This is a genomic window from Streptomyces sp. NPDC016845, from assembly GCF_044332585.1.
Taxonomy (GTDB): domain Bacteria; phylum Actinomycetota; class Actinomycetes; order Streptomycetales; family Streptomycetaceae; genus Streptomyces.
In genome coordinates this window covers 23,249-47,901 of sequence record NZ_JBIRPI010000002.1, presented here as the reverse complement: position 1 = coordinate 47,901, position 24,653 = coordinate 23,249, and the positions used below count along the sequence as shown (strand labels likewise).

Sequence of the window (24,653 nt, the reverse complement as noted above, 5' to 3'; positions counted from 1 at the left end):
GCCAAAAGCGCTCAGGGCCGGTCGAGCCGCAGCCGCTCGGCGCGCGGCAGCCCGGCCACGACGAGGTCGTACGAGTCCTCGACGAGCTCCCGCACCATCCGGTCCGGAAGCTCGCCCACGGTCACGGTGTTCCAGTGCCGCTTGTTCATGTGCCAGCCGGGCACGACGACACCCTCGTACTCCTCGCGCAGCCGTACGGCGTCCTCGGGATCGCACTTGAGATTGACGGTGAGGGGCACCCCGTCGAGGGAGCTGAGCGCGAAGACCTTTCCGAGCACCTTGAAGACAGACGTCTCCGGATTGAACGGAAAGTCCTCAACGGCCGCGTTGAACGACAGACAGAAGGCGCGCAGCTCCTTGGGCGTCACTCTCCGCCCTCCCCCTTCTTCTCGTCCTCGGCCTGTACGGGCTCCACGAGCACGGTCACGATCTTGTTCCGTCGCCCGGCGGCGGTCTCGGCGGTGAGCCGCAGCCGCCGCTCGTCGGGCAGGGTGACGACCGACGAGGCCCCGGCGATGGGAACGCGCCCCAGCGCCTTGGCGAGCAGCCCGCCGACGGTCTCGACGTCCTCGTCGTCGTACTCCTCGATGCCGTACAGCTCACCGAGGTCCCCGATGTCGAGCCGGGCGGTGACCCGGAACCGGTCGTCGCCCAGCTCCTCGACGGGCGGCAGCTCACGGTCGTACTCGTCGGTGATCTCGCCGACGATCTCCTCGAGGATGTCCTCGATGGTGACGATGCCGGCGGTGCCGCCGTACTCGTCGATGACGACGGCGACGTGGTTGCGCAACTGCTGCATCTCGCGCAGCAGGTCACCGGCGTTCTTCGTGTCCGGCACGAAGGTGGCGGGCCGCATGGCGGTGGAGACGAGCTCGGCCTCGGAATCCCGGTTGATATGGGTCTTGCGAACGAGGTCCTTCAGATAAACGATGCCGACGACGTCATCCTCGCTCTCCCCGACCACCGGGATACGGGAGAACCCGGACCGGAGGGCGAGCGTGAGAGCCTGCCGGATGGTCTTGTACCGCTCGATGACGACGAGATCGGTACGCGGCACCATGACCTCACGCACGAGCGTGTCCCCCAGCTCGAAGACGGAGTGCACCATGCGGCGCTCCTCGTCCTCGATGAGGGACTCCTTCTCGGCGAGGTCGACCATGGCCCGCAACTCGGCTTCGGAGGCGAACGGCCCACGCCGGAACCCCTTGCCGGGCGTCAGCGCGTTACCGATGAGAATGAGAAGCGGCGGAATCGGCCCCATGACCCGAGCGAGCGGCAACAACACATAAGAAGCCGCGGTGGCGGTATTGAGCGGATGCTGGCGTCCGATGGTCCGAGGCGAAACCCCGACCGCCACATACGAGACGAGCACCATCACACCGATGGCGACGAGCAGCGCCTGCCAAGTAGCGGCGAACTCCTCGAGGCACGCATAGGTGACGAGAGCGGCGGCGGCCATCTCACACGCCACACGCACCAGCAGCGCGACGTTGAGATACCGGGTCGGATCGGCGGCGACCTGGGCGAGTTTGGCGCTGCCGCGCCGCCCGGACCGTACGGCCTCCTCGGCGCGGAAACTGGAGGTACGGGCGATACCGGCCTCGGCGCACGCGGCGAGCCAGGCGACGACGACGAGTGCGACGGCGCCCGCGATCAGCGAGAGACTCATGACACGGTCGGCGCCGGAGACGGCCCGCTCAGCCCCTTCTCCGCACGCCAGCCGTCCACGATGGCGGCCTGGAGGCCGAACATCTCGGCCTTCTCGTCGGGCTCCTCGTGGTCGTAACCGAGCAGATGCAGCACTCCGTGCACGGTGAGGAGCTGGAGCTCCTCGTCCATGGAGTGCTGCGTAGGCGCTTCGGCACCCTGCCGCGTGGCCACCTCAGGACAGAGCACGATGTCACCGAGGAGGCCCTGCGGGGGCTCGTCGTCGTCCTTCATGGGCGGCCGCAGCTCGTCCATGGGGAAGGACATGACATCGGTCGGCCCCGGCAGGTCCATCCACTGGACGTGCAGCTGCTCCATGGCGTCGGCGTCCACGACGATCACCGAGAGCTCGGAGAGCGGGTGGATACGCATCCGCGCGAGCGCGTAGCGGGCGATGTCGAGGATCGCCTGCTCGTCGACCTCGGTTCCGGACTCGTTGTTGACGTCGATCGACATGGGGCTCTCGAACTACTTTCCTTGGGTCCCTCTGGAGGAGCGGCCCTTGCGGGTGCCGTTCTCCGTACCGTTCTCGGTGTCGTACTTCTCGTACGCGTCGACGATACGGCCGACCAGCTTGTGCCTGACGACATCCTGGGAGGAGAGCCGCGAGAAGTGCACGTCGTCGAGCCCCTCCAGGATGTCCTGCACCTGCCGCAACCCGCTCTTCGTCCCGTTGGGCAGGTCGACCTGCGTGACGTCACCGGTGATGACGATCTTCGAGTCGAACCCGAGCCGGGTGAGGAACATCTTCATCTGCTCGGGGCTGGTGTTCTGGGCCTCGTCGAGAATGATGAAGGCGTCATTGAGGGTGTTGTGCGTCAGCAGGTAGTCCTGCGTGACATACAGGGAGTCCTCGGCGGCCACCTGGATACATACGGCCTCCTCACGCCCCGCCGGCTCGATGCTGTCGATGAAGCGCATCGGGCGTCCGCCGCCGCCGGCCCCGCGGTACTTGTCGCGCTTGCGGGCGAGACGGAAAGGTTCGATGCCCTCGGGAAGACGGATGTCGACGACGTGCGCGTCGCGGCGGTGGGCCGCCCGTGCGGAGCCCTGTTCGCGCTCCCCGGCCGGGCGGCGACGTGTGTGGGCGACGCCGCCGAGCGACTGGACCAGGCCGATCACGTCGTCGCGGAGCAGGATCGACGTCGTCGAGAACCGGACCCGACAGGTGCGGTCCTTCTGCGTGACCGGAACGCCGTCGGAGTCGAGCAACCCCTGGAGCACCGCGAGGCGTACCTCGGCGGTGTTGTACAGGTAGTCGTCGGGGACGAACTCGGTGTGAGAGCGGGTACCGATGAGCTCCGTGACGACCTCCCCGGGTTGCCGCACTCGGTCGAGGACGGAGTCGACGCCTCCCTTGTGCCGCACCTTCGCACCGGGCAACACGGCTTCGAGCCGCTCCGTGAGTTCCGCGTCCCCGGTCGCGGATCCAGGCGTGGTCTCTCCGGTGATGCAGCCGTCACCCAGCAGTAGTCCCAGCGCGTACGGGTCCATGGCAACCGCCCGCTCGGGAAACTCCACCGGAGCGGTCAGGAGCGGCAACTCGTACCGACGGGCGTGCGCCGCCCGCAGGCTGCCGATCATCTCCTGGGTCTCCAGGACCCGCCACGGCTTGTCGCGGCGCGCGTCGTCCTGTGTCCTGACCGTCCAGAGGTGCTCACCGCAGCACAGAGTCCAGGACCCGTCCTGGGCGGTGACACGGTAAATGTCCTTCTCACCCTGCGGGTACACACCGAGGACGGGGGTCGGCTCACCGTTCGATCCGATGACGAGGTCACCGACGCGCAGGTCACCGATGGGTCGCCAGCCGTCCGGCGTCAGGACATTCGTGAAGCGCGGCTGCGCACGCCCACGCATGTAGGCGAGCGGCGCGACCTCGATCGTCCCCGCGGCCATCAGCCTCGGGATCGAATCCGGGTCGAGCATGTCGTGCAGGGCGTCGTACAGGGGCCGCAGATAAGGATCGATCTTCTCGTACAACGTCCCTGGCAGAAACCCGAGCCGCTCCCCCGCCTCGACGGCGGGCCGAGTCAGGATGATGCGATTGACCTGCTTGGACTGAAGAGCCTGCACAGCTTTCGCCATGGCCAGATAGGTCTTGCCGGTACCGGCGGGCCCGATGCCGAAGACGATGGTGTGCTTGTCGATGGCGTCGACGTACCGCTTCTGGTTCAGCGTCTTCGGCCGGATGGTCCGCCCGCGCGAGGACAGAATGTTCTGCGTGAGCACCTGGGCCGGAGTCTCACTCCCGTCCCCCTGACCGCTCTCCGACGCCTTCAACATGGCGATGGACCGCTCCACGGCGTCCTCTGTCATCGGTGCCCCTGTCCTCAGGACCAGCATCATCTCGTCGAACAGGCGCTGAACGAGAGCGACTTCCCCGGGCTCGCCCGTCGCGCTGATCTCATTGCCCCGGACATGGATGTCGGCCTCCGGGAAAGCCTCCTCGATCACACGCAACAAAGCATCGCCGGAGCCCAGAACCTCGACCATCGGGTGCTTGGCCGGGACGGTGAACTGCGCGCGTGCGCTGGATGGTGTCTGCGTCATGGGCGGGCTCTGAGGGCCGCATTCTCCTTGTGACAGCCGATGTCTGATGTGCCTCCCAGCGTACGACGCTCCGCTCGGTAGCCCGAAGTGTTTTCGCGCCGCTGCTCGGCGGTTGCCCCGCGTTGTCGCTGAACCCGGGGCTCCGCCCCCGGACCCCGCTCCTCAAGCGCCGGAGGGGCTTGAGCGAGGTGCCACCGGCGGTCGGCCGCGACTCGGCGGGAGGGGACGGACGGGGTATGTGCGCGCGCAGCACGGTTCACGCGGTGAGAGGGGCCGGAGCAGCCGGCGATGCCATCAAGACGGCGAGCACGCACATGCCCCGGCCGGCCGGCCTCCCTTCACGCGGACCGCCCGAATCCGATCGTCGGCACCGCACGACGCAGTGGCCAGGGCCGCCCCGCCTCCGGCAGCAACGGCTCGAGAAAGGCGTACCGCTCCAGCGCCGCGGGATCCTGCTCCCCCCGCTCCTCGTACGCGTGGATCTGCCGCCACCACGCCGCCACCTCCGACCACCCGGGCGCCGACAACGACCCCCCGAACTCCTGCACGGACAACGCCGCGGTCAGCCCGGCGAACGCGAGCCGGTCCGCCAGCGGCCACCCGGCCAGGGTCCCGGTCACGAACCCGGCCACGAACACGTCCCCCGCCCCGGTCGGATCGAGCGCGGCGACCTCGATGGCCGGCACGGACGCGGTCTCCCCGGTCCGCCCGTCCACGGCATAGGCCCCCTCGGCCCCGAGAGTGACGACGGCCAGCGGCACATACTCCGTCAACGCATGCGCGGCATCCCGGGGACACGACGTACGGGTGTACCGCATCGCCTCCTCCGCGTTGGGCAGAAACGCCTCGCACTGCCGCAGGTCCTCAAGCGCGCCGAGATCCCACCGCCCACTCTCGTCCCACCCGACATCCGCGAAGATCCGCGTCCCGTTCCGCGCGGCCTCCGCCACCCAGGGCGCAGCGACCCCCGGCACGAGCGAGGCCACGGCGGCCCGCGCACGAGGCGGACACCGGGGCGCGGGCTCCTCGGGCGGCGGCTCGTGCCCGTGGCTCACCATGGTGCGTTCGCCTTCGTACGCCATGGAGACGGTGACGGGCGAGTGCCAGCCGGGCACGGACCGCGAGTACCCGAGGTCGATCCCCTCGCCCCGCTCGAGCGTGTCCCAGCAGTACTCCCCGTAGTGGTCGTCCCCGAACGCGGCGGCCAGCGACGTCCGCAGCCCGAGCCGGGCGAGCGCCGCCGCCATGTTGGCGACGCCCCCGGGGCTCGACCCCATGCCGCGGGCCCAGGACTCGGTGCCGCGCACAGGCGCGCTGTCGAGCCCGGTGAAGACGATGTCGAGGAAGACGGTGCCGGTGAGGTACACGTCGCAGGCGGGGTCGCCGGGCGCGCGAAGGGCCGCGAGAGGGTCCGTGTGCGCCGTTTCGGACCGGGCCGGTTCGGGGTGGGTCACGTCCTTCTCCCTGCAGAGGTACGGGTCCGGACAGTGTGCACGAGGCAACCCGCCACCAGGGCGGTCGACATGAAGCGACGGGGACGGAGCGGCGAGCCGGAGAGCCGCTCGGCCAAGGCGGGACGCGCGGTGAATCCTCCCGCGCCCTCACCCCAAAACAAGCGCCGCTACCCGGCGCCCCCACCCCCAAACCAAACGTGTCGCAGGTCACACAGCCCCGACTTCTGCGGACCCCCCGCGCCTTGATACAAATTGGCCGCGCCCCAACGTCCCCGGTTCGGTCCCGTTCGCAAAGACGTCGCGCCCCCACCCCCTTTTCCTTACCACCCCCTTGCCCAAAACAGCGTCCAAGGCAGGGGGGTCCGTTCACAGGACTGCCCGTGTCTTCGCGCGCTCCCCGGCCCGCTCTGATCGCCCTCTTCACGGCCGGCTATCTCGCTGCATACCTGCTCCCCACCGTCGTCGGCCGACTCGCCGACAGCCTGCGGCTTTCCCCGACGCAGGCGGGCCTGATCGGCAGCACGCTGCTGCTCAGCTCGGCCAGTGCGGGCTTCACGCTCGCGGCCCGCGTCGAACGGGTCGGCGCCCGCCGCGCCGCCCGCGCGGGCCTCCTCCTCGCGGCCGTCGGCTACGGCACGGCGGCGCTCTCCGCCTCCGTCCCCCTCGTCGTCGCGGGTGCGATGATCGGCGGCTTCGGCTCGGGCACGGCGACGGCGGTCGCCGCCACCGGGATCGCCGCACAGAAGGACCCGCACCGCGCCTCCACGCTCGGCCTGCTGAGCGTCTCGGCGCTGGCGGGCGCCCTCTACCTGTCGATCCCGCGGATCAGCCCGACGGGCCACGCCCTGCCGTTCGCGGCGCTCGCGATCACCGCACTCGCGGTGTGGCCGGCGACGCACCGCCTGTCGTCCCCCGCGGGCCCGGACACCGCCCCCACCCACACCCACGCGGATCCGGCCCTCAAGAGCCCGCTCCCCTACGCCCGTTCGGGCGCGGCACTCGCCGCCGTCATCGTCTGCTGGTCGATGGCGCAGAACTCGCTGTGGGGCGTGAGCAGCCGCATCGGCACCGTCCAGGCGGGCCTCAGCGAGGTCACCGTCGGCAGTGTGTTCGCGATCGCGCTCGGCACGGGCCTGCTCGGAGTGGTGGGCGCGGGCGCGCTCGGCACCCGTATGGGCCGCGCGCTGCCGATCGGCGCCGGCACGGCGGCGATCGCCTGCTGCATCGCGCTGAGCGCCCGCGCCGACGGCCTGGCCACCTTCGCGACGGGCGAGATCGCCTGGAACACGCTCTACCCGGTGGTGCTTTCGTACCTGCTCGGCCTGGCCGCGTCCCTGGACCCCCGGGGCCGCTGGGCGGTCCTGGTCGGTTCGGCGTCGTCGCTCGGCACAGCGTGCGGCCCGCTGGTGGGCAGCTCGCTGTCGCAGGCGGTCGGCTTCCCGGCGATGGGCGCGGCCCTGGCCATCGCGCTGCTCCTGCTCGCGGCGCCGCTGACGGCGGTGGCGCTGCACACGGGCGGCCGCCCGCTGTTCGCGGGCGCGGCACGGCGCCGCAGCGGCGCCCCGGTCGGCGCGATGGTTCCGCCGTCGGGCCTGCTCGAGCAGCCGGTGGTCGAGGTGGAGATCCACCCCCTGGAGGCACCCGCCGCCACGGCTCACACGAAGGACGAGTTCACGACGGCGGGCCCCGGCGGCCTTCAGCCCGAGATGTCGTCCAGCGGATACGCCTCGACCTCGGCGAGGTAACGGGCGCGCCGCGCCTCGTCCTCCGCGCTGCCGTCGAGGAAGGACGCCACGAACGAGTTGCGGGCAAGCTCCCGCAACCGCTGGTGATCCAACGCCAGCGCCTCGTGAACGGCGTGGAAGGTGTCGCCGACGTAACCGCCGAAGTAGGCCGGATCGTCGGAGTTGACGGTGCACAGCAGCCCGGCGTCCATGAGGGCGACGAGCGGGTGCTCCTCCAGAACGTCTATGGCGCGCAGCCGCACGTTCGACAGCGGGCAGAGCGTCAGCGGAATCCGGTCCCGTACGAGACGCGCGACGAGCTCCGGGTCCTCCAGGGACCGGAGCCCGTGGTCGACGCGCTCGACTCCGAGCACGTCGAGGGCTTCCCAGATGTACGACGGGTCGCCCTCCTCCCCCGCGTGGGCGACCTTCCGCAGACCCAGCGCGCCCGCGGCCTCGTAGACCTCGCGGAACTTCGAGGCGGGGTTGCCGACCTCGGCGGAGTCGAGGCCGACGCCCACGATCCGGTCGAGGTAGGGCTTCGCGGCCTGCAGGGTCTCCATCGCCGACTCTGCGGACTGGTCGCGCAGGAAGCACATGATGAGCTTGGTGGAGACCCCGTGCCGCTCCTCGCTGCGGTCGAGCGCCCGCCCGAGCCCCTCGATGACGGTGCCGATGTCGACGCCGCGCGCGGTGTGCGCCTGCGGGTCGAAGAAGATCTCGGCGTGCCGGACGCCCTGCCCGGCGGCGCGCGCGAGGTAGGCGTCGGCGAGCGCCTCGAAGTCGTCCTCGGTGACGAGGACGGCCATCAGCTCGTAGTAGAGGTCCAGAAAGGACTGAAGGTCGTCGAAGAGGTAGGCCTTGCGCAGGGCCTCGGTGTCGGCGTACGGCAGGCTGATGCCGTTGCGGTCGGCGAGGGCGAAGGCCAGCTCGGGTTCGAGAGTGCCTTCGATGTGCAGGTGAAGCTCGGCCTTGGGGATGCGTGCGAGTGGTGCGAGGGACATTCGGGCATCGTACGCATCCTGTGGGGCCGTCCGAGGTTCGGCTGGGGCCGTCCGAGGTTCGGCTGGGGCCGTCCGAGTTCAGCGTCGCTTCGGCACCGGTACGCGGTCCAGGTCGCGGGCGACGGTCAGCTCGCCCTCGAACCCGGCGGCGCGCGCCTGCCGCGCGAACTCGTCGGGGTCGGTGTAGCGCTGGCTGAAATGGGTCAGGACAAGATGCCGCACGCCGCCGTCCCGGGCGGCGCGGGCGGCCTGCCCGGCGGTCAGGTGCCCGTGGTCGGTGGCGAGGCGCTCGTCCTCGTCGAGGAAGGTCGACTCGATGACGAGCAGGTCGCACCCCTCGGCCAGCTCGCGCACGCCGTCGCACAGCCGGGTGTCCATGACGAACGCGAAGCGCTGTCCGCGCCGCGCCTCGCTGACGTCGTCGAGCGTGACGTCGCCGATGCGGCCCTCGCGCTGGATCCGGCCCACCTCGGGTCCGGCGATGCCGTGCGCGGCGAGCCGCTCGGGCAGCATGCGGCGGCCGTCCGGCTCGGTCAGGCGGTAGCCGTACGACTCGACGGGGTGCGAGAGGCGCCGCGCCTCCAGGCGGTACGAGGGGGTGTCGGCCAGCACCGCGCCCTCCCCGTCGACCGGCTCCTCCGCGATGTCGACGGTCTCCCGGTACGCGGTGGCGTACCGCAGCCGGTCGAAGAACCGCTGCCCGGAGGCCGGGTAGTGGGCGGTCACGGGGTGCGGTACGCGGTCCAGGTTGATGCGCTGGACGACTCCGGCGAGCCCGAGCGAATGATCACCGTGGAAGTGGGTGACGCAGATCCGGTTCAGGTCGTGCGCGGCGACCCCGGCGCGCAGCATCTGGCGCTGCGTGCCCTCGCCGGGGTCGAAGAGGATGCCTTCGGCGTCCCAGCGCAGCAGGTAGCCGTTGTGGTTGCGGTGGCGTGTCGGCACCTGGCTTGCGGTGCCGAGCACGACGAATTCCCGTACGGACATGGCGCGTTGTCCGTTGTCCGTTATCCGGGGGGCCACTGGAGGCCGCGGCCGCCCAGGACGTGGGCGTGCGCGTGGAAGACGGTCTGGCCCGCGCCGCTGCCGGTGTTGAGGACGAGCCGGTAGCTGTCCAGCTTCTCCTCCTTGGCGACCTCGCCGGCCTCGCGCAGCACGTCTGCGGCTACCTCCGGTTCGGCGGCGGCGAGTGAGGCGGCGTCCGGGTGGTGGACGCGCGGGATGACCAGGACGTGCGTCGGGGCCTGGGGGTTGATGTCCCGGAACGCGACGGTGGTCGGGGTCTCCCTGACCAGGGTGGCGGGTACGTCTCCCGCGACGATCTTGCAGAACAGGCAGTCCGCCTGGGGTTCGCCGGTCACGACGGGTCTCCTTCGCGGGTCGTTGCGTACGGCGGCATCGTATCGATCAGCCCTGCGAGCGGGCATACGCGTCTGCCATGTGGCTCTACGTGCCCGGGTGCGGGCGGGTTCGTGGCTGGTCGCGCAGTTCCCCGCGCCCCTGAAGATGCGCACTGCGTGCGCCACTTCCCCGTCCCTCGGGTGCCCCGCCATCGTGGTTGCTCGCGCAGTTCCCCGCGCCCCCGAGATGCGCACTGCGTGCGCCGTCTCAGGGCCATGGGGCTGCGGCGAAGCCGCATGCTCCAGGGGCGCGGGGAACTGCGCGACCAGCCACGACGAGAGTCGCGCCCGAGAACCGGAGGGGAATGCCGCACGCAGTGCGCATGACAGGGGCGCGGGGAACGGCGCGAGCGGCCACGATGACGAACCGCTACCCCGCGGATGGACTCGGCAACGGCGGAGCCGACTTCGCCGGGGCCCGCTCCAACTCCGCCAGCGCGATGCGAACCGCCTCCTCAAGTTGCGGATCACGCCCCGCCGCCGCGTCCTGGGGCGCGGCGACGACCTCGACGTCAGGGTCGACGCCGTAGTTCTCGACGCCCCACCCCACCCCCTCCATCCAGGTCGCGTACTTCGGCTGAGTGACCAGCGTCCCGTCGACCAGCCGGTACCGGCTGTCGATCCCGATGACGCCGCCCCAGGTCCGCACACCCACCACGGGCCCGATCCCGAGCGCCTTGATCGCCGCGGTGACGATGTCGCCGTCGGAGCCGGAGAACTCGTCGGCGACGGCGACGACGGGCCCCCGGGGCGCGTCCATCGGGTAGCTGAAGGGCCGGCTGCCGCGCGGGACGTCCCAGCCGACGACGCGCCGGGCGAGCTTCTCGACGACGAGCTGCGAGGTGTGGCCGCCGCGGTTCTCACGGATGTCGACGACGAGGCCCTCGTGCGCGACCTCGGCGGCGAAGTCCCGGTGGATCTGCGCCCAGCCGGGCGCCTGCATGTCGGGAACGTGGAGGTAGCCGAGCCGCCCGCCCGAGCGCTCGTCGACGTAGGCCCGCCGGTCGGCGACCCACGCGTGGTACCGCAGGGGTTCCTCGGTGGCGACGGGCACCACGACCACGTGGCGCGGATCACCGCCGCCCGCGGGCGACACGGTCAGCTCGACGGGCTGCCCGGCGGTGCCGACGAGCAGCGGCGCGGGACCCGCCACCGGGTCGACGGGCCGCCCGCCGACCGCCACGATCGCGTCCCCGGCGCGCACCGCGACCCCGGGCGCGGCGAGCGGCGAACGGGCGCGCGGGTCGGAGGTCTCCGAGGGCAGCACCCGGTCGACGACCCACCGTGGCACACCGTTCGGCCCGTCCTCGTGCCGGGAGTGCCGGGAGTGCCGGGAGATGTCGGCCCCGAGGAGCCCCTGCCTGCGCGCGGCGGAGCCGCCCCCGCCGCCGGGGGTGACGTACGCGTGGGACGTCCCCAGCTCGCCCTGCACCTCCCACAGCAGATCGACGAGGTCGTCATGGGTGGCGACCTGCGCGAGAAGGGGCCGGTAGCGCTCAAGGACCCCGTCCCAGTCCACGCCGTCCATGTCGGCCCGCCAGAAGTTGTCCCGCATGAGGCGCCCGGCCTCGTCGTACATCTGGCGCCATTCGGCGGCGGGTTCGACGCGCTGGCTGATCCGGGCGAGGTCGACGGTGATGTTGGTGTCGCTGTCGTCGTCGTGGGAGGGCCGCCGGTCGCTCGGTACGACCTTGAGGGCGTCGCCGGTCCACAGGAGCACCCGCTTGCCGTCGCCGGTGACCTCGAAGTGGTCGGCGTCGGAGCCGATCTCCTCCAGGCGCTGCTGAACGAGGTCGTAGCGTTCGAGCCGGGTCTTGGGGTCGGGGTCGCTGCGGTCGGCGCGCGAGTCGCCGAGGACGCCGCGCACCGGCCGGCGCAGCCACAGCACGCCGTCCTTGGCGGTCCGCAGCGTCGAGTAGCTGGCGGCCTCGACGGGGAACGGCACGATCCGGTCGACGAGCCCTTCCAGGTCGACGCGGGTGACGGGCGTGCCCTCGCTGTCGGGGGTCTCGGCGCCCGGCGCGTCCGCCGGTTCGAACGGACGGCCGTGCCGCTGCGGGCCGAACGGCGAGGGTGTCGTCGCGGCGAGCGCGAGCAGATGCGGCCGTGAGCCGCCCACGAACGCGAGGTCGAAGGCGTGCTCGTCGTAGACGGGGTCGAAGGAGCGGGCCGAGAGGAACACCAGGAACTTGCCGTCGAGGGTGAACGCGGGCGCGGAGTCCCTGAAGCGGGGCGGCGTCGCCTCGGTGACGGCGAGGTCGGCGGTGTTGGCGAGCTTGAGCTGGCGCAGGCTGTGCGGCCCGGGATGCGACCAGGCGAGCCAGGCCGAGTCGGGCGAGAAGGCGAGCCCGGTCGCGTGCCCGTCCTCGCTGCGGTCGACCTCCCGTACGTCGCCGCTGTCCCGTTCGACGAGGAGGATCCGTCCGTCGTGCGCGGCGACGGCGACCCGGCCGCCGTCCGGCGCGATGGTCAGCCCGAGGACGCGGCCGAGCCGCCCGGCCCCGAGCCGGCGCGGCGTACCGCCGGGCGCGGCGCCGGTCGCGGGAGCGAACTCCAGGGCGTCGTCGCCCTCGGCGTCGGTCACCCACACCACGTGTTCCTCGCCGTCGACGCGGAACGTGTGCGGCAGCCTGGCCCGTACGCCCGGCTCCGCCGCGAGCGCGCGCGCCGGGCCGCCCCGGTGGGTCACCCAGTGCACGGCCCCGCGCACGGAGACGGCGCTGCCGCGCCCGGTGTGGTCCGGCGACGCGGCCCCGAACCAGTGCGCGGCGTCGACGGGGCGCGGCCGCAGACGCGCCCGCTGCCCGCCGAGCCGCACGTCCATGGGGCGCGGCTCGGCACCCTCCAGGTCGTCGACGATCCAGAGCCGCCCGGCGCTCGCGTAGGTGACCCGGGCGCCGTCGGTGGCGGCATGGCGGGCGTAGAACCCGTCGAGCAGGCTGTGGCGCCGCAGGTCGGAGCCGTCGGGGAGGGAGGAGTAGAGCGCGCCCGTGCCCTCGTGGTCGGAGAGGAAGGCCACGCGCTCGCCGGCCCACATCGGGTGCTCGATGTTCCCGGCGAGGCCGGCGTGGAGCCGGACGAACTCGCCGCCGCCGTCCCGGTCGATCCAGAGCTTGCCCGCGGTGCCGCCCCGGTACCGCTTCCAGTGGGCGGCCTCGCGGCCCATCGGCGCGGAGCCGAGGAGCACCGCGGAGCCGGGCCCGTACGCGACGCCGCCGACGGGCCCGAACGGCAGGGTTTCGGCGGGGCCGCCGTCGAGCGGCACGGCGCGCGCCCAGCTCCTGCGCGCTGTCGCCTGTCCGTGCGCGCTGGTGGCGAGGACCCGCCCGTCGGGCGTCCAGCCGCGTACGCCGGTGGTCCAACTGCCCCAGTAGGTGAGGCGGTCGGCCGCTCCGCCGTCGAGCGGCGCGACGTGCACCTCGGGCGCGCCGTCGCGTCGCGACGTCCAGGCGACGGTCGTGCCGTCCGGGGAGATCCGTGGGTGGCTGACGGGTACGTCGTCGGCGCTGACGCGCCAGGCGCGGCCGCCGTCGAGGGGCGCGGCCCACACGTCGTTCTCGGCGGTGAAGACGACCGTCTCACCGTGCGGGTGCGGGAACCGGAGATAGGCAGGGCTCGTCACCCGGCCCACTCTATTTGCCCGTCATCGCTCTTTGCCGGTCATTTCCCTTCAAAGCACGAGCAGTTGGGGTCGGGGACCCTGACCGTCTGCGTCACCGTCTCGATGACGGTGCGCGTGCCGCCCGGCTGCGTGGAGCGCGGCGCCGGCTGCTGCGGCTGCGGCTTGTTCGACGGCTTCGTGTACGTGTACGTGGGCTGGGAGGTGCTCAACGCCGCGCAGTTTCCCAGGACTTGGAGCCGGAACCACACCTTGTTGTCGACCCGCGCGATCGTCGTGCCGCGCACGCACTTGCCGGGCACGACCCCGTAGATCCACCCCTCGATCCTGATGTCCTTGCCGTCCCGGGTCCGGCCCCGGCAGTCGACCTTCACCTCGTCCGGCGTCGAACCGCCGGACGGGGCGCGGCCGATCCACGCCGCCGTGCAGCTGATCCAGGCGACTTTGCCGTGCGTACGGTTCAGCTCCTGGGTGGCCTGGGAATCGGTGGTCGCGGCGACGGTGACCGTGTCCAGTTCCCCCTCGACCGGCTGGCACGCGACGGCACCGGCGACCACCACGGCCACAGCGCCGCCCGCGGCGAGCACGCGCGGGGCCCGTGACCGAGCCCGTGGCCGTCGCACATGCTGGGCGCGCAACCGTCGCACATGCGGGGCGCGCAACCGTCGCACATCCCAACTGATTCGCCTCAGATCCCCCATGGACGGCAGAATGACACCGGCTCCCCCGCACGGATAGAGCCGTTGCAGCCACTGTCCGGGCCAGGCTCCGGGCGCCTGTCAGCTCCAGCGTCCGGTGCGGCCGAGCAGCAGCGCGACGGCCGCCGTCCCCGCCGTCGACGTCCGCAGCACACTGCGGCCGAGCCGGTACGGGTCTGCTCCCGCCTGCGCGAACACGGCCAGCTCCTCCGGCGACACCCCGCCCTCGGGCCCCACGACCAGCACGATCTCGCCGTCCGCCGGCAGCTCGGCGGCGGCGAGGGCGGTGCTCGGCGTATCCCGGTCCTCGTGCAGGACGACGGCCAGATCCGCGTCCGCGAGCAGCGCCGCGACCTCCTTGGTGGACGCCGCCTCCGCCACCTCGGGGAAGCGGACCCGGCGCGACTGCTTCCCGGCCTCGCGCGCGGTGGCCCGCCATTTACCGAGGGCCTTGGCCCCGCGCTCGCCCCGCCACTGCGTGATGCAGCGCGACGCCGCCCACGGCACGATCGCGTCGACGCCCGTCTCGGTCATCGTCTCCACGGCCAGCTCCCCGCGGTCGCCCTTGGGCAGCGCCTGCACCACGGTGATCCGGGGCCGCTCGACGGGCTCGGACCTGACCGGCCCGGCCTCCACGACGAGGCGGTCCTTGCCCTCGGCCGCGGCGACGACGCCCTCGCTCCACTCCCCGCGCCCGTCCGTGAGGACCAGCGCTTCCCCGGCCCGCAGCCGCTTCACGGAGACGGCGTGCCGCCCCTCCGCGCCGTCGAGTACGTACGTGCGGTCGCCCGGCACAGCGCCGTCGACCACGAACACCGGGGCGGTCACGCGCCACCACCCGGCTGTCCGCCGCGCTGTCCGCCCCGCTGTCCGAGCGTGGCCTCGGCGGCACCGAGTTCGGCGGCGAGGACCTCGACGAGCTGCCCGGCGGGCAGCTCCCGGGCGAGCCGGTGCCCCTGGCCCGCCCACAACGCCATGGCCTGCGGGTCACCCGCCTTGGCGGCTGCCTTGCGCAGCGGTGACGTCATGTGGTGGACCTCCGGGTACGCGGCGGGCGCGTACGGCCCGTGCTCACGCATGAAACGGTTGACGAGTCCGCGCGCGGGCCGCCCGGAGAACGCCCGGGTCAGCTCGGTGCGGGTGAACAGCGGATCGGTCATGGCCTGTTTGTGGAGTGCGGGCGCGCCCGACTCGGGGGTCACGAGGAACGCGGTGCCGAGCTGGGCGAGGTCGGCCCCGGCCGCGAGCACGGCGGCGATCTGGGCGCCGCGCATGATGCCGCCCGCCGCGATGATGGGAAGCTGGACCGCCTCCCGTACCTGCGCGATCAGCGCGAGAAGGCCGATGCCGCTGCCGTCGGCCTCGGGGTTGTCGCGGTGGGTGCCCTGGTGGCCGCCGGCCTCGATGCCCTGGACGCACACGGCGTCGGCGCCCGACCGCTGCGCGGCGAGCGCCTCGTCGACGGTCGTCACGGTGACGGCGGTACGGGTGCCGGCCTTGCGCAGCGCCTCCACGACCTCGCGCGTCGGGCAGCCGAACGTGAAGGTGACCAGCGGCACCGGCTCGTCGAGGAGGACGGCGAGCTTGGCGTCGTAGCCGTCGTCGCGTCCGCTGTCGGGGTCGCCGATCCGCGTCTGGTACCAGCCGGCCTCGCCGGCGAGCTGGTGGCGGTAGACGTCGACCGCCGCCGGGTCCGCGAGGTCGGGCTGCGGCATGAACAGATTGACGCCGAACGGCCGCCCCGTCAGCCCTCGCACCTGCTTGATCTCCTGGTACATCCCGTCCGCCGTCTTGTATCCGGCGGCGAGGAACCCGAGCCCGCCCGCCTCGGACACGGCCGCCGCGAGCGCGGGCGAGGACCCGCCGCCCGCCATGGGGGCCTGCACGATCGGACAGGGGCAGAGATCGGTCAGAGCGGAGGACATGACGGCATGGTGCCACGTACGCGTCGGACGACCGAATCGGCGCCAATGCCGGTCATGTGCCGCCCCGGCCGGGGCGGCACATGAGGTACGTGTGCGGCACGCGTGCCGCACACGCCCGGGCGTCACCGCCCGTTGAAAGCATCCTTCAACCGCGAGAACAAACCCTGCTGGCCCGGCTGACTGTGCCGATCCGGGGGACAACCCCCGGACCCCCGGCCGCACCGCCGGCACCACTCACCGCCCGTTGAAAGCATCCTTCAACCGCGAGAACAAACCCTGCTGACCCGGCTGGAACTGGCCCGTGGGGCGTTCCTCGCCGCGCAGCTTGGCCAGCTCACGGAGCAGGCGCTCCTGCTCGGGCTCCAGCTTCTGCGGCGTCATCACCTCGACGTGCACGATGAGGTCGCCGCGACCGCCGCCCCGCAGGTGCGTGATGCCGCGCCCGTGCAGCGGGACCGACTGGCCGGACTGGGTGCCGGGCCGGATGTCGACGTCCTCCATGCCGTCGAGCGTCTCCAGCGGCACCTTGGTGCCGAGGGCCGCCGCCGTCATGGGGATGGTCACCGTGCAGTGCAGGTCGTCGCCGCGGCGCTGGAAGACCGGGTGCGGCAGCTCGTGGATCTCGACGTACAGGTCACCGGCGGGGCCGCCGCCGGGGCCGACCTCACCCTCGCCCGCGAGCTGGATCCGCGTCCCGTTGTCCACACCCGCCGGGATCTTCACCGTCAGCGTGCGGCGCGAACGGATCCGCCCGTCACCGGCGCACTCCGGGCACGGCGTCGGCACGACGGTGCCGAAGCCCTGGCACTGCGGGCACGGCCTGGAGGTCATGACCTGGCCGAGGAAGGAGCGGGTGACCTGCGAGACCTCACCGCGACCGCGACACATGTCACAGGTCTGCGCGGAGGTCCCGGGCGCGGCGCCCTCACCGCTGCACGTCGTACAGACGACAGCCGTGTCGACCTGTATGTCCTTGGTGGTGCCGAAGGCGGCCTCGTCCAGCTCGACCTCGAGCCGGATCATGGCGTCCTGTCCCCGGCGCGTGCGCGAGCGGGGCCCGCGCTGCGACGCGGTCCCGAAGAACGCGTCCATGATGTCCGAGAAGTTCCCGAACCCGCCGGCGCCGAAGCCACCGGCACCGCCGCCGCCCGACTGGGACAGCGGGTCGCCGCCGAGGTCGTAGACCTGCTTCTTCTGCGGGTCCGACAACACCTCGTAGGCGGCGTTGATCTCCTTGAACCGCTCCTGTGTCTTCGGGTCCGGATTCACGTCCGGGTGAAGCTCACGGGCGAGCCTTCGGAAGGCCTTCTTGATCTCGTCCTGGGAAGCGTCTCGGCGCACGCCGAGTACGGCGTAGTAGTCCGTGGCCACTTACGACTCCGCCAGGATCTGTCCGACGTAACGTGCCACTGCGCGTACTGCTCCCATCGTTCCCGGGTAATCCATGCGGGTCGGTCCGACCACGCCGAGCTTGGCTACTGCCTCGCCGCCCGAACCGTAGCCGACCGACACGACGGACGTGGAGTTGAGTCCCTCGTGGGCGTTCTCGTGGCCGATGCGTACCGCCATGCCCGAATCGCCCACCTCACCAAGCAACTTGAGGAGCACGACCTGCTCCTCAAGGGCTTCCAGAACCGGCCGGATGGTGAGGGGAAAGTCATGCCCGAAGCGGGTGAGGTTGGCGGTGCCGCCGATCATCAGCCGCTCCTCGGTCTCCTCGACGAGCGTCTCCAGGAGAGTGGAGAGCACCGTCGTGACCGTGGAGCGGTCCTCCGCCTCGAAGGCTTCGGGCAGGTCCTGCACCAACTGCGGCACATCGGCGAACCTGCGGCCCGCGACACGGCTGTTCAGCCGCGCACGCAGATCCGCCAGGGACGATTCGCCGAACGGCGCCGGGCAGTCGATCATCCGCTGCTCCACGCGCCCGGTGTCCGTGATCAGTACGAGCATCAGACGGGCGGGCGCGAGCGCGAGCAGCTCGACATGGCGCACGGTGGACCGGGTCAGGGACGGGTACTGGACGACCGCGACCTGCCGCGTCAGCTGCGCGAGCAGCCGCACGGTCCGGCCGACGACGTCGTCGAGGTCGACGGCGCCCTCCAGGAAGTTCTGGATGGCGCGCCGCTCCGGCGCCGTCATCGGTTTCACCGCGGTGAGCTTGTCGACGAAGAGGCGGTACCCCTTGTCGGTGGGGATGCGCCCGGCGCTGGTGTGCGGCTGGGCGATGAACCCCTCGTCCTCCAGAGCGGCCATGTCGTTGCGCACCGTCGCCGGTGAGACGCCCAGGCTGTGCCGCTCGGTCAGCGCCTTGGAGCCGACGGGCTCCTCGGTGCCGACGTAGTCCTGGACGATGGCGCGCAGCACTTCGAGCCTGCGTTCACTGAGCATCGGGCGCACACCTCCAGCAACCGTCTCCGAGATCAACACGAGGTCGTCGTGGTGATCGTTGCGATCTTTCCGTTTTGGCACTCACTGCGCGCGAGTGCCAGTCGTCCCCGGCTCAGTGTACGGCCGGTGGGTACGGACCGGGCAAGGCCGCTAGCGTCGACCTCATGAAAAGCACGGCGAGCGGCGACAACGAGGAGAACACGGCGGGCATCGACTGGCGGTCCGCGGGCTGGGAAGAGCTCGCGCCGCGCGTGGGCCGCGTCCGGCTGCCGGGCTGGGACTGCACGACCGGCCTGGTCGTGGGTGACGACGCGGCCCTGCTCATCGACGCCGGATCCACCCTGCGCGAAGGGGCCCGCCTGCGCGCGGACACCCGCCGCCTGCTCGGCACCCGCGCGCGGGTGGCGCACATCGCACTCACGCACCCCCACTTCGACCATGTGCTCGGCACGGCCGCCTTCGCGGGCGTCGAGGTGTACGGGGCCGTGGGCATCGACACCGTCTTCACGCGGGACGGCGCCGACGTCCTGCGCGCCGCTGCCGTACGTCATGGGGTCGACCCCGACGCGGCGGCCGAGGCGGCCGACCTCCTCGTCACCCCGGCCCACCGCATCTGCGGCGAACGCACGCTCGACCTGGGGGGCGGCGTCCAGGTCCTGCTCGCGAACGTCGGCCCCGGCCACACGGCTCACGATCTCGCGGTCCTCGTCCCCGCCGGAACGGGCGACGGCCCCGAGATCGTCTTCTGCGGCGACCTGGTCGAGGAGTCCGGCGAACCCCAGGCGGGCACCGACGCGGCCCCGCGCCTGTGGCCGGAGGCGCTGGACCGGCTCCTCGCCCTCGGCGGCGAGGACGCGCGCTACGTCCCCGGGCACGGATCAGTGGTGAATGCGGAGTTTGTCCGCGAGCAGCGCGCCACATTGGCGGCGCGATTCGGCGTGTCGTAGCCCGTACGGACGGGTTTTGCTTATCGTCGGCCGAATGCGCCAGTACAGCCCTGACTTCACGCCTCCATGGAAGCGGAAGACGTCCGTCCCCGAGGTCCCGGCCGAACCGGACCTGGTCGTGGAGGAGGTCGCCACGGGCTTCTGCGGCGCGGTCGTCCGCGTCGAGAAGACGGCGCAGGGCCCGACGGTGACCCTGGAGGACCGCTTCGGCAAGCACCGCGCGTTCCCGATGGAGCCGCGCGGCTTCCTCCTGGAGGGCAAGGTCGTCACCCTGGTCCGCCCCTCCGCCGGCGGCCCGGCCCGGCCCACCCGCACGGCCTCCGGCTCGGTCGCCGTCCCGGGCGCCCGCGCGCGCGTGGCCCGCGCGGGCCGCATCTACGTCGAGGGCAAGCACGACGCCGAGCTGATCGAACGCGTCTGGGGCGACGACCTGCGCATCGAGGGCGTCGCCGTCGAGTTCCTGGAGGGCGTCGACGACCTCCCCGCGATCGTGGCGGAGTTCGCCCCGGGCCCCGACGCGCGCCTCGGCGTCCTGGTCGACCACCTGGTCCCCGGCACGAAGGAACACCGCATCGCCCAGTCGGTCACCAGCCCTCACGCCCTGGTCGTCGGCCACCCCTACATCGACATCTGGGAGGCCGTGAAGCCCTCCTCCGTAGGCATCGACGCCTGGCCCCGCGTCCCCCACGGCCAGGACTGGAAGACGGGCGTCTGCCGAGCGCTGAGCTGGCGCGTGGCCAACACGGGCGAGGCGTGGCAGCACATCTTGTCGCGGGTCCACACGTACAGGGACCTGGAGCCGGCGCTACTGGGCCGCGTCGAGGAACTGATCGACTTCGTGACGGCCTGACCGCCGGCCCGTCCGGGCCCGCTCGGCCACCGCCTCCGCCGCCCGCCCCGCGCCGTCCTGGGCAGTCCGCCGCCCGGGGCGGCACGGGTGGGCAAGGCGGCACCCCAGCGCCGGGCAAGCGCTGAAGAGGGCGTCAGCGGCAGCCCGGCGAGGGCGGGTCAGTCGACCAGATCCCGCACGACCCCGTCGGCCAGCAACCGCCCCCGCAACGTCAGAACGGCCCGTCCCGCGTCGAACGGCCCGGCCTCCAGCAACCCGTCCCGCACAGCCTTGCGCGCGGCACCCAGCCCGGCAGGCTTCAGCAACGACACAGGGCACCCGTCCCGAAGCCGGAGCTCGAGCAGGATCCGCTCGACCCGCCGGTCCTCATCCCCCAGAACCTCCCGCCCCGCCCCGGGCGACCGCCCCGCGGCCAGCGCACCCGCGTACGCCCCGGGATGCTTCACGTTCCACCACCGCACCCCGCCCACGTGCGAGTGCGCCCCGGGCCCGGCCCCCCACCAGTCGGCCCCGCGCCAGTACAGCTCGTTGTGCAGACACCGCCCCGCCTCCGACGTGGCCCAGTTCGACACCTCGTACCACTCGAACCCGGCGGAGCCCATCGCCTCGTCGGCCATGAGATACCGGTCCGCATGCACGTCGTCGTCGGTCATGGGCACCTCGCCGCGCCGGATGCGCCGGGCGAGCTGCGTGCCCTCCTCGACGATGAGCGCGTACGCGGAGATGTGGTCGGGCCCGGCGCCGAGCGCGGCGTCGAGGGTGGCCCGCCAGTCGTCGTCGCTCTCGCCCGGGGTGCCGTAGATGAGGTCGAGGTTGACGTGCTCGAACCCGGCCGCCCGCGCCTCCACGACGCACGCCTCGGGCCGCCCGGGCGTATGCGTACGGTCGAGGATCTTCAACACGTGCTGCCGGGCGCTCTGCATGCCGAAGGAGACCCGGTTGAAGCCCCCGGCGCGCAGTGCGGCGAGGTAGGCGGGGTCGACGGACTCCGGGTTCGCCTCCGTCGTCACCTCCGCGTCGTCGGCGAGCCCGAACTCGTCACGGATCGCGCCCAGCATCCGTACGAGGTCGGCGGCGGGCAGCAGCGTGGGCGTGCCGCCGCCGACGAAGACGGTCCGCACGGGGCGCGGGTCGTCGCCGAGCACCTTCCGGGCGAGCCGGACCTCCTCGATCAGGGTCTCGGCGTAGTTGTCGCGGGAGGCGAGCACGCCGCCGGTGCCACGCAGCTCGGTCGCGGTGTAGGTGTTGAAGTCGCAGTAGCCGCAGCGGGTGGCGCAGTACGGGACGTGCAGGTAGAAGCCGAGGGGCCGATCGGCGGCGCCGGCGAGGGCGGAGGCGGGCAGCGCCCCGTCGTCGGGCACGGGCTCACCATCGGGAAGAGCGGAAGGCATACCCCCATTGTCCAGCAGCCCGCCGCAAGCCGGACGCCACGCTCACATCGCCTGAAGGACAAGCAGCGCGAGGCCGTCGTCCGGCGGCGCGTCCGCGTACGCGTGCACCAGGCGCCGGATGTGTTCGGCGAGCAGCTGGGCGGTGAGCCCGGCGCAGCCGGAGAGGGCCTGGGCGAGCCCGTCGTCGTCGTCGAACTGGCGGTGTCCCGAGCGGCGCTCGGTGACGCCGTCGGTGACGCAGAGCAGGGTGTCGCCGGTGAGCAGGTCGAACGTCTCGCTGGTGTAGTCGGGGTCGTCGACGACGCCGAGCAGCACTTGGGGGACGGCGGCGGTGCAGACCTCGCCGCCGGGCCGCATCAGCAGGGGCAGCGGGTGTCCGGCGGAGGCGAGGGTGCAGGTGACGGCGCGGCCGTCGTCGGACGGGGTGAGTTCGCCGTAGAGGAGGGAGAGGAAGCGGGAGCTGGAACCTTCCGGCGGAATGCCCTGGCCGCCCGCGGCGGCTAGGGCGCGGGCGGCGGCGTCGGCGGCCTCGGTCGCGTCGTCGAGCAGCAGCCGGTTGAGCCGGTCCAGGACCTGGGCGACGGGGTAGCCCTCGCGGGCGAGGAGCCGCAGCCAGGGCCGGACGAGGCCGATGACGACGGCCGCTTCGGGGCCCTTGCCCTGGATGTCGCCGAGCACGAAGCACCAGCGGCCGTCACCGGCGGGGAAGACGTCGTAGAAGTCGCCGCCGGGGCCGCCCGCCTCCTTGGGCTCGTAGACGAGGGCGCTCTGGACGCCGGGGATCTCGGCGATGGCGGTCGGCAGCAGGCCGCGCTGGAGGATGCGGCTGATGGTGGCCTGCCGGGTGAAGCGGCGGGCGGCGCTGACGGCGAGGGCGACGCGGCGGGCGAAGTCCTCGACGAGCCCGGTGACCTCGTCGGGGAAGCGGAGCAGGTTGGCGCGGCCGATGACGAGGAGGCCGAGGCTGCGGCCGCCGACCATGAGCCGGTAGGCGAGGGCGGAGCCCGAGTCGTCGGAGCCGGTCCCGCCGCACGACTCGAACGGCCAGGGCACGGGGACGGCGGCGGTGCGGGCGGCGGCGGGCAGCCGCGGGGGCTCCTTCTCCAGGCGTCCGCGCAGTTCGTCGGTGCGGTTCTCCTGGGCGTGCCAGACGCGGGCGAGCCGGGGCGCGGGCAGCGGGTCGCTGTCGCGCGTGTCGTGGTCGGCGGCGCCGGATGCGGAGCGGCCGTCGTCGTCGTAGAACCAGACGGCGCACCAGTCGGCGAGCCGGGGCACGAGGAGCTGGCCGACGAGCGCGGCGACCACGTCCTCGTCGAGCTGTCCGGCGAGCAGGTCGGAGGCCTCGGCGAGGAAGGAGAGCGCGCCGCGGTTGATCCAGTCCCGGTCCTGGGCCGCGCGCCGGGGCATGGGGGCGAGGAGGTCGGCGGCGCGCAGGCCGCGCTCGAGGGCGCGTACGGCGTACTGCACGGAGGGCTGGGCCGCGCTCTCGTCGATCTCGGCGGGCAGCCGGGCCCACACCGTCTTGGTGCCGGGCCGGTAGGTGATGCCCCACGCCTCGGCGAGGGTGGCGACGAGGTGGAGGCCGCGGCCGTACTCGGGGGTCTCGGCGGGGCGGGAGGGCTGGTGGCCGCGGACGGCGCGGGCCGGGTGGTGGTCGGTGACCTCGACGACGAGCCCGGCGGGGGTGCCGTCGGGGGCGGCCTCGTCCAGGCGGCACAGCAGGTCGACGCTGGTTCCGGCGTGGACCACGGCGTTGGTGACGAGCTCGCTGACGACGACCACGGCGTCGTCGGTCAGCCGGTCGCCGAGGTGGGCGGCGCCGGGGAGGTCCCGCTCGGTCCAGTCGGTGAACGCCGCGCGGACGAAGCGGCGGGCGGCCGCGGGCGTGAGTGGGTTCCCCGGCAGCGAGGTACGGACCATGACCGGTCCGACGAGCGGTTGGTCCGCTACGTCCCCGCCGTCGAGGGCGGTGTCCCGCTGGATAGGAATGGGCCCCACGTTCGGCTCCTGAGCAGTTCGGGCAAAGACGCCTCAGGCGACACGAACAGAGTGACAGACTGACCACGCCCATAAGCACCGAGTTACCGAAGTGGGCCGCCATGAGTGAGAACAGTGCTATGCGTGTGCATCAAAGCGGATCCGGGAGCGACAGCACCGACGCCATCCGCCCGCCCGACCTCCGGCCGCTCCTCGCCGCTCTGTCGGCCGCCCGCGACGGGAACTTCACCCGCCTTCCCGCGGGCGGGGAGGGCATGGTCGGCGAGCTGGGCGCCGTCTTCAACCAGCTCATAGACCGCAGTGTGCATTACAACGCGGAGCTGACTCGGGTGCGCCGCGAGATCGTCCGGCACGGCCGGCTCGACGAGCGCCTGGAGGCGAGCCCGGGGCAGGGCGCGTGGGCGACGCGCATCGCCGACGTCAACACCATCATCGGTGCCCTGGTCGCGCCCACCGCCAATGCCACCCGGGTCCTCGACGCGGTGGCGGGCGGCGATCTGACGCAGCGTGTCGACCTGCACGACGGGAACCGTCAACTCCGGGGCGATCTGCGGCGGTTGGGCCGCGCCGTGAACAAGATGGTGGACCAGCTCTCCCTGTTCACGGGCGAGGTGACCCGGGTGGCGCGGGAGGTCGGCACCGAGGGCCGGCTCGGCGGCCGGGCCAAGGCGCAGGGCCTGTCGGGCAGCTGGCGGGACGTGACCGAGGCGGTCAACACGATGGCGTCCCGGCTGACGGCGCAGGTCCGGGACATCGCCCTGGTGACGACGGCGGTGGCGCGGGGCGACCTGACCCGTACCGTCACGATCGAGGCGACGGGCGAGCTGCTCGAACTGAAGCTGACCGTCAACACGATGGTCGATCAGCTCTCCGCCTTCGCCGACGAGGTCACGCGCGTGGCGCGCGAGGTCGGCACCGAGGGCCAGCTCGGCGGGCGGGCCCAGGTCCGCGGCGTGTCGGGCGTCTGGAAGGACCTCACCGACAACGTCAACTTCATG

Annotated in this window: 20 protein-coding genes; 4 read left to right on the top strand and 16 right to left on the bottom strand. The window is 72.4% G+C overall.

Annotated elements, in window-relative coordinates:
- Positions 1-11: 11 nt before the first annotated feature.
- The 5 genes from ACH4RC_RS06095 to ACH4RC_RS06075 all read right to left on the bottom strand — a co-directional run bounded on the left by ACH4RC_RS06095 (position 12) and on the right by ACH4RC_RS06075 (position 5,711).
- The gene (locus ACH4RC_RS06095) at positions 12-368 is read right to left on the bottom strand and encodes an MmcQ/YjbR family DNA-binding protein (protein ID WP_398195849.1); all 357 of its coding nucleotides are present in this window, start codon (positions 366-368) and stop codon (positions 12-14) included.
- Complete coding sequence (locus ACH4RC_RS06090; protein ID WP_398195846.1) at positions 365-1,669, bottom strand: hemolysin family protein; 1,305 nt, start codon at positions 1,667-1,669, stop codon at positions 365-367. The genes ACH4RC_RS06095 and ACH4RC_RS06090 overlap by 4 nt, the downstream gene beginning before the upstream one ends.
- Entirely contained in the window at positions 1,666-2,163 is a 498-nt protein-coding gene (ybeY, locus tag ACH4RC_RS06085; RefSeq protein WP_398195843.1) for an rRNA maturation RNase YbeY, read from the bottom strand. The genes ACH4RC_RS06090 and ybeY overlap by 4 nt, the downstream gene beginning before the upstream one ends.
- 12 nt (positions 2,164-2,175) lie before the next feature.
- Positions 2,176-4,257: a PhoH family protein gene (locus ACH4RC_RS06080; RefSeq protein WP_398195840.1), complete on the bottom strand. Its 2,082-nt coding sequence runs from the start codon at positions 4,255-4,257 to the stop codon at positions 2,176-2,178.
- A gap of 338 nt (positions 4,258-4,595) precedes the next feature.
- Positions 4,596-5,711, bottom strand: coding sequence for a carbohydrate kinase family protein (locus tag ACH4RC_RS06075; protein ID WP_398195838.1), 1,116 nt, complete (start codon positions 5,709-5,711; stop codon positions 4,596-4,598).
- A 380-nt stretch (positions 5,712-6,091) separates the two neighbouring features.
- Between ACH4RC_RS06075 and ACH4RC_RS06070 the strand changes: the two genes are divergently transcribed.
- Entirely contained in the window at positions 6,092-7,456 is a 1,365-nt protein-coding gene (locus tag ACH4RC_RS06070) for an MFS transporter (protein ID WP_398195836.1), read from the top strand.
- Here ACH4RC_RS06070 and ACH4RC_RS06065 read toward each other — a convergent pair.
- The 9 genes from ACH4RC_RS06065 to hrcA form a co-directional block, all read right to left on the bottom strand.
- Positions 7,408-8,439 carry an adenosine deaminase gene (locus ACH4RC_RS06065; protein ID WP_398195833.1) on the bottom strand — a complete coding sequence of 344 codons (1,032 nt, stop codon included), beginning with the start codon at positions 8,437-8,439 and terminating at the stop codon, positions 7,408-7,410. The two genes, ACH4RC_RS06070 and ACH4RC_RS06065, sit on opposite strands and share 49 nt — an antisense overlap.
- 78 nt (positions 8,440-8,517) lie before the next feature.
- Positions 8,518-9,426, bottom strand: coding sequence for a ribonuclease Z (locus ACH4RC_RS06060; protein ID WP_398195830.1), 909 nt, complete (start codon positions 9,424-9,426; stop codon positions 8,518-8,520).
- A gap of 20 nt (positions 9,427-9,446) precedes the next feature.
- Complete coding sequence (locus ACH4RC_RS06055) at positions 9,447-9,800, bottom strand: histidine triad nucleotide-binding protein (protein ID WP_398195828.1); 354 nt, start codon at positions 9,798-9,800, stop codon at positions 9,447-9,449.
- A gap of 409 nt (positions 9,801-10,209) precedes the next feature.
- A complete protein-coding gene (locus ACH4RC_RS06050) occupies positions 10,210-13,461 on the bottom strand; it encodes a S41 family peptidase (RefSeq protein WP_398195825.1) in 3,252 nt (1,083 codons plus the stop codon).
- Positions 13,462-13,499: 38 nt separating this feature from the next.
- Positions 13,500-14,045 carry a hypothetical protein gene (locus tag ACH4RC_RS06045; protein ID WP_398195823.1) on the bottom strand — a complete coding sequence of 182 codons (546 nt, stop codon included), beginning with the start codon at positions 14,043-14,045 and terminating at the stop codon, positions 13,500-13,502.
- 192 nt (positions 14,046-14,237) lie between these two features.
- Positions 14,238-14,984 carry a 16S rRNA (uracil(1498)-N(3))-methyltransferase gene (locus tag ACH4RC_RS06040; protein ID WP_398195820.1) on the bottom strand — a complete coding sequence of 249 codons (747 nt, stop codon included), beginning with the start codon at positions 14,982-14,984 and terminating at the stop codon, positions 14,238-14,240.
- The gene (locus ACH4RC_RS06035; protein ID WP_398195817.1) at positions 14,981-16,081 is read right to left on the bottom strand and encodes a nitronate monooxygenase; all 1,101 of its coding nucleotides are present in this window, start codon (positions 16,079-16,081) and stop codon (positions 14,981-14,983) included. Before ACH4RC_RS06035 ends, ACH4RC_RS06040 begins: the two co-directional genes overlap by 4 nt.
- 234 nt (positions 16,082-16,315) lie before the next feature.
- Positions 16,316-17,452 carry a molecular chaperone DnaJ gene (gene dnaJ, locus ACH4RC_RS06030; protein WP_398195814.1) on the bottom strand — a complete coding sequence of 379 codons (1,137 nt, stop codon included), beginning with the start codon at positions 17,450-17,452 and terminating at the stop codon, positions 16,316-16,318.
- Complete coding sequence (gene hrcA / locus ACH4RC_RS06025; protein ID WP_398195812.1) at positions 17,453-18,469, bottom strand: heat-inducible transcriptional repressor HrcA; 1,017 nt, start codon at positions 18,467-18,469, stop codon at positions 17,453-17,455.
- A gap of 164 nt (positions 18,470-18,633) precedes the next feature.
- Here hrcA and ACH4RC_RS06020 point away from each other — a divergent pair, with 164 nt between their 5' ends.
- Entirely contained in the window at positions 18,634-19,416 is a 783-nt protein-coding gene (locus ACH4RC_RS06020) for an MBL fold metallo-hydrolase (RefSeq protein ID WP_398195809.1), read from the top strand.
- A 34-nt stretch (positions 19,417-19,450) separates the two neighbouring features.
- On the top strand, positions 19,451-20,266 hold the full coding sequence (locus tag ACH4RC_RS06015) for a DUF3097 domain-containing protein (protein ID WP_398195806.1): 816 nt from the start codon (positions 19,451-19,453) through the stop codon (positions 20,264-20,266).
- A gap of 158 nt (positions 20,267-20,424) precedes the next feature.
- On the opposite strand, the gene hemW is transcribed toward ACH4RC_RS06015, so the two are convergent.
- Together hemW and ACH4RC_RS06005 are read right to left on the bottom strand one after the other, a co-directional pair.
- Complete coding sequence (hemW, locus tag ACH4RC_RS06010) at positions 20,425-21,657, bottom strand: radical SAM family heme chaperone HemW (RefSeq protein WP_398195804.1); 1,233 nt, start codon at positions 21,655-21,657, stop codon at positions 20,425-20,427.
- Between the two features lie 42 nt (positions 21,658-21,699).
- A complete protein-coding gene (locus ACH4RC_RS06005; RefSeq protein WP_398195801.1) occupies positions 21,700-23,655 on the bottom strand; it encodes a SpoIIE family protein phosphatase in 1,956 nt (651 codons plus the stop codon).
- Positions 23,656-23,774: 119 nt separating this feature from the next.
- On the opposite strand from ACH4RC_RS06005, the gene ACH4RC_RS06000 reads away from it, so the two are divergent.
- On the top strand, positions 23,775-24,653 hold an 879-nt coding region (locus ACH4RC_RS06000; protein ID WP_398195798.1), incomplete at its 3' end, for a HAMP domain-containing protein.

Coding starts and splice junctions, on each gene's coding strand:
- ACH4RC_RS06090 (WP_398195846.1), bottom strand. CDS start 1,669: ATGAGTCTCTCGCTGATCGCGGGCGCCGTCGCACTCGTCGTCGTCGCC.
- ybeY (WP_398195843.1), bottom strand. CDS start 2,163: ATGTCGATCGACGTCAACAACGAGTCCGGAACCGAGGTCGACGAGCAG.
- ACH4RC_RS06080 (WP_398195840.1), bottom strand. CDS start 4,257: ATGACGCAGACACCATCCAGCGCACGCGCGCAGTTCACCGTCCCGGCC.
- ACH4RC_RS06065 (WP_398195833.1), bottom strand. CDS start 8,439: ATGTCCCTCGCACCACTCGCACGCATCCCCAAGGCCGAGCTTCACCTG.
- ACH4RC_RS06060 (WP_398195830.1), bottom strand. CDS start 9,426: ATGTCCGTACGGGAATTCGTCGTGCTCGGCACCGCAAGCCAGGTGCCG.
- ACH4RC_RS06035 (WP_398195817.1), bottom strand. CDS start 16,081: ATGTCCTCCGCTCTGACCGATCTCTGCCCCTGTCCGATCGTGCAGGCC.
- hrcA (WP_398195812.1), bottom strand. CDS start 18,469: ATGCTCAGTGAACGCAGGCTCGAAGTGCTGCGCGCCATCGTCCAGGAC.
- ACH4RC_RS06020 (WP_398195809.1), top strand. CDS start 18,634: ATGAAAAGCACGGCGAGCGGCGACAACGAGGAGAACACGGCGGGCATC.
- ACH4RC_RS06015 (WP_398195806.1), top strand. CDS start 19,451: ATGCGCCAGTACAGCCCTGACTTCACGCCTCCATGGAAGCGGAAGACG.
- hemW (WP_398195804.1), bottom strand. CDS start 21,657: ATGCCTTCCGCTCTTCCCGATGGTGAGCCCGTGCCCGACGACGGGGCG.